This window comes from Streptomyces sp. CO7 (genome assembly GCF_053474865.1).
Genome location: NZ_JBRIOU010000003.1, coordinates 320,475 through 324,413, shown reverse-complemented (window position 1 = coordinate 324,413; position 3,939 = coordinate 320,475). Strand labels below are relative to the sequence as shown.

The 3,939-nt window shown below is 74.7% G+C and carries 3 protein-coding genes and 1 pseudogene; all 4 read right to left on the bottom strand.

Translation table 11 applies throughout. The features are described 5' to 3' along the window. Positions 1 to 2: 2 nt before the first annotated feature. Positions 3 to 602, bottom strand: a complete 600-nt coding sequence (locus tag ACOV8S_RS11395; RefSeq protein ID WP_448317662.1) for a DUF4126 domain-containing protein — start codon at positions 600 to 602, stop codon at positions 3 to 5. Between the two features lie 230 nt (positions 603 to 832). Continuing rightward, complete coding sequence (locus ACOV8S_RS11390; protein WP_448317661.1) at positions 833 to 1,444, bottom strand: TetR/AcrR family transcriptional regulator; 612 nt, start codon at positions 1,442 to 1,444, stop codon at positions 833 to 835. An 11-nt stretch (positions 1,445 to 1,455) separates the two neighbouring features. After that, entirely contained in the window at positions 1,456 to 3,540 is a 2,085-nt protein-coding gene (locus ACOV8S_RS11385) for a YhgE/Pip family protein (RefSeq protein WP_448317660.1), read from the bottom strand. Further along, positions 3,512 to 3,939: pseudogene (locus ACOV8S_RS11380) on the bottom strand (hypothetical protein); the annotation flags it as partial. The gene ACOV8S_RS11385 and the pseudogene ACOV8S_RS11380, both read right to left, overlap by 29 nt.

The following is a 3,939-nucleotide window of genomic DNA, read 5'->3' as shown; positions in this document are numbered from 1 at the left end:
GCTCAGGGGTGGGCGGCCCGTCGGCGTTCCTCGCGGCGTTGGGCGCGGCGGCGGAGGTAGCGGCGGATGCGGGAGGCCAGGAGCAGGATCGCGACCAGACCGGCGAGCAGCAGGGCGCCCGCGACGACCGCCGCGGCGACCGGGTGGAAGATCGCGAGGGTCACCACGCCCGCCACGCCGAGGTCCTCCGCGACGCTCACCAGCACGTTGCTGAAGGGCTCGGGCGAGGTGTTGACCGCCATCCGCGTACCGGCCTTCACCAGGTGGCTGACCAGGGCGGTCGACCCTCCCACGGCTCCGGCCGCGAGCTCGGGCAGCGACCCGCTCTGCCCGGCGAGCAGCGCCCCCACCACCGCTCCGGCCAGCGGGCGCACCACCGTGTGGACGGCGTCCCACACCGAGTCCAGGTAGGGGATCTTGTCGGCGACGGCCTCGCAGAGGAAGAGCACCCCGGCCGCCACCAGGACGTCGGTCCGCTGCAGCGCCTGCGGCACCTCGTCGGTCAGTCCGGCCGCGCCGAACAGGCCGAGCAGGAGCACCACCGCGTAGGCGTTGACGCCGCTGGCCCAGCCGCTGGTGAACACCAGGGGAAGTACGGACACGACCGTGATGGTAGACGCGACCGCGGCGGGCGCGGCTGAGTACGCGTACTCAGCCGGTGGATGAGTATCCGCCCGGATGGGGCGGGACCCGGCGGCGCGGCAGAGTGTTCCCGGGGGAGCGGGGCACCGCGCCACCGGTACCGCCGACACGGGGCGGCGGTACCGGTGCGCGTGCCGCCCGGCTCGGCGCCCCGGGCGGCCGGCGCCGCGGACTCGGCGCCGCCCCGGGCTCAGCGTCGGCCGGCGACACGCCCCTGCAGCAGCAGCGAGAGCGCGCCGTGCACGTCGTCCAGCGACCGCTCCGGCTGGAACGCCAGCCAGTCCAGCGCCGCGACGAGGACCATGCCCACCAGGGCGGCCGCCGTCAGCGAGACGTCGATCTCGTCGCTGAACTCCCCGGCCTCCACGCCGTCCCGCAGCACTCCCTCGACCACCGCGACGGCCTCCTGGCGGACCACCATCAGGGTCTCCTGCCAGGCCCGGTTGGTGCGCCACAGCTCGGCGACGTAGAGCTGGGTGAAGGCCGGGTAGCGGTGGATGAAGACCAGACCGGCCCGGATCATCGCGTCCAGCGCGTCCACCCGGCTGCCGCCGCTCCGCGCGGTCTGCTCGGCGGCCTCGCGCAGGGAGGCCGTCAGGAGCCCGACTCCGTGCCGCAGCAGTTCCTCGAAGAGCACGGACTTGCTGGCGAAGTTGTAGTAGACGGTGCCCTTGGCGACCCCGGCGCGCTCGGCGATCTCGTCCACCGTGGTGGCGGAGAACCCCTGCTCGGCGATGAGGGTCACGGCCGCCTCGTACAGCTTCTGCTTGGTGGCGGCACGGCGGCCGGTGCTGCTTTTCATGCGGTCGATTCTCACAGACTCAGCTCCGGGCGCAGGCGGTCGAAGGTCCACACCTGCTTGCGCCGGGCCGCGACCGAGGTCAGCACGAGGGCTCCCGCGGTGTAGGCGAGGAGGACCGCGCAGGCCTGCAGGACCGGGGCGGTGTCGCCGCCGGTGATGAGCCGGCGCAGCGCCTCGACCACGTGGCTCATCGGCAGGTAGGGGTGGATCGCGCCGAAGAATCCGGGGCTGGTCTCCACCGGGTAGGTGCCGCCGGCCGAGGTCAGCTGGAGCATCAGCAGGGCGAGCACCAGGATCCGGCCGGCCGCGCCGAAGCGGGCGTTGAGCCATTGGACGATCGCCGCGAAGCAGACGGTGACCAGCAGCAGGAAGCCGACGGTGGCCGCGCCGCGGGCCGTGCGCAGGCCGATCCCCCAGTGCAGGACGGACATCAGCGCGGTCACCTGGAGCACGCCCAGCGCCGCCACCGGCAGCCAGCCGGCCACGGCGATCCGCCAGGCCGGCGCCCCGGCCGCCAGGGCCCGGCGGTTGAGGGGCTGGATCAGCATGTAGGCGACCATCGCGCCGACCCACAGGGCGAGCGGGATGAAGTAGGGCGCGAAGGCGGTGCCGTAGTTGTCGGCCTGGTGGAGCTTGGAGTTGGCCAGGCGCACGGGGTCGGCCATCACCTCGGTGCGGCGGTCGCGTTCGGCCGTGTCGAGGTCGGGGATCTTCCCGGCGCCCTCGTGCAGGCCGCCGGCGAGTTCGCCGGAGCCGTCGACCAGCCGGTAGATGCCGCCGTCGAGGCGGTCGGCGCCCTTCTTCAGCGCGCCGACGCCCTCGTCGAGGTTCGCGGCGCCCTTCTCGGCGCGGCCGATCCCCTTGTGGAGGTCCCCGGCCCCGGCCGCGACCGCCTTCGCGCCGCGGTCCAGCGCGTTGATCCTGCTCACGGCGTCGTCGAGGTCCTCGGTCAGCCGGGGGGCCCGGTCGGCGAGGGCGTCCGCCTGCTTCTCGAGGGTGGCGAGGTGCCTGTCGAGTGCGGCGAGCTGGTCCTTCTGTCCGGTGACCAGCTTGTCGACGTCCGCGGCGACGGCTGCCGCGTCGACGGCGGCGTCCCTGGCCCTCTTCAGCTCGGGGCAGGCCGGGTCGGGCAGCGGGGAGACCTCGCAGCGGGTGTGGTGGACGTCGGTGAGGGTCGCGGAGGCGGTGGCGGCGTCGCGGGCCGCCCCGGGCGCGGCGTCCGCCAGGGAGCCGAGGTTGGCGCGGATCTCGGCGGCGGAGTCCGCCACCAGGCGCGCGGTGTCGGCGATGGTCTGCTCGTTCTTCTCCAGGAAGGGACGCACGGTGTCCGCGACGCCGTTGACCTTGCCGGCCAGGGTCCCGGTGCCCGCGGCCACCCGGCGGGCGCCGGAGGCCACGTCCTCGGAGCCGCCGTGCAGCCGGGTCAGGCCCTTGTGCAGGTCCTCGCTGCCGGTGCGCGCGTCGCCGAGGCCGCCGGCCAGGTCCTGGGAGCCCTTCTTCGCCTTCTCGATGCCGCCCGCCAGGTCGTCGGCGCCGGTGGCGGCCTCCTCGGTGGCGTCGTGGATGTCGGAGAAGGAGACGAAGATGTGGTCCAGGAAGCCGCGGGTCGCCTTGGTGGAGGCGGCGGTGCGGACCTCGGCGAAGACGGTGCGGGAGATCTGGCCGACGATGTAGTTGTTGGCGTCGTCGGTGCGCACCTTCAGCGCGCCGGCCCGGGGATCGTCGCCGCCTCCGGAGGCGATGCGGCGGCTGAAGTCCGCGGGGATGGTCAGCGACAGGTAGTACCGGCCGCTCTCCACGCCCTCGCGCGCCTCCTCGGGGCCGACCTGTCGCCAGTCGAAGACGCCGCTGTCGCGCAGGCCGTCGGCGATGTCGTCACCGGCCGTCAGCCGTTCGCCCTCGGCGGTGGCGCCCCGGTCCTGGTTGACCAGCGCGACGGGGACGCGGTCGAGGTTGCCGTAGGGGTCCCAGAAGGACCACAGGTAGAGCGCGCCGTACAGCAGCGGCAGCAGGATCATGGAGACCAGTGCGGCCCGGGTCAGCCGGCTGCGGCCGAACCGCCGCAGCTCAAGCGCGGCCAGTCGCGGGGTGCGCATCCGCGTCCTCCTCGGCGATCGGGGCCTCGACGGCCTCCTGCGGGTCCTGTCCGGGGGTCTCGTCCGTGGCCTTCGCGGGCACGGGGGCGTCCGCCGCCTTCGCGGGTGCGGAGGCGTCCTCGGCCTTCCCGGACACGGGGGCGTCCTCGGCCTTCCCGGGTGCGGGGGCGTCCTCGGCCTTCCCGGGTGCGGGGGCGTCCTCGGCCTTCCCGGACACGAGGGCTTCGTTGGCCCCGGCCACGGGCGCGGCTGGGGCCTTCGCGGGGACGAGGGCGTCCGCGGCGTCGGGCGAGCCCGGCTTCGGGGTGGTCCCTCCGCCAGGGCCCTCGGCCGTACCGCCCGCGGCGTCAGGAGCGGCGGGGGCAGGTGCCCCGCGGCGGATCAGTCGGCGCAGGCGCC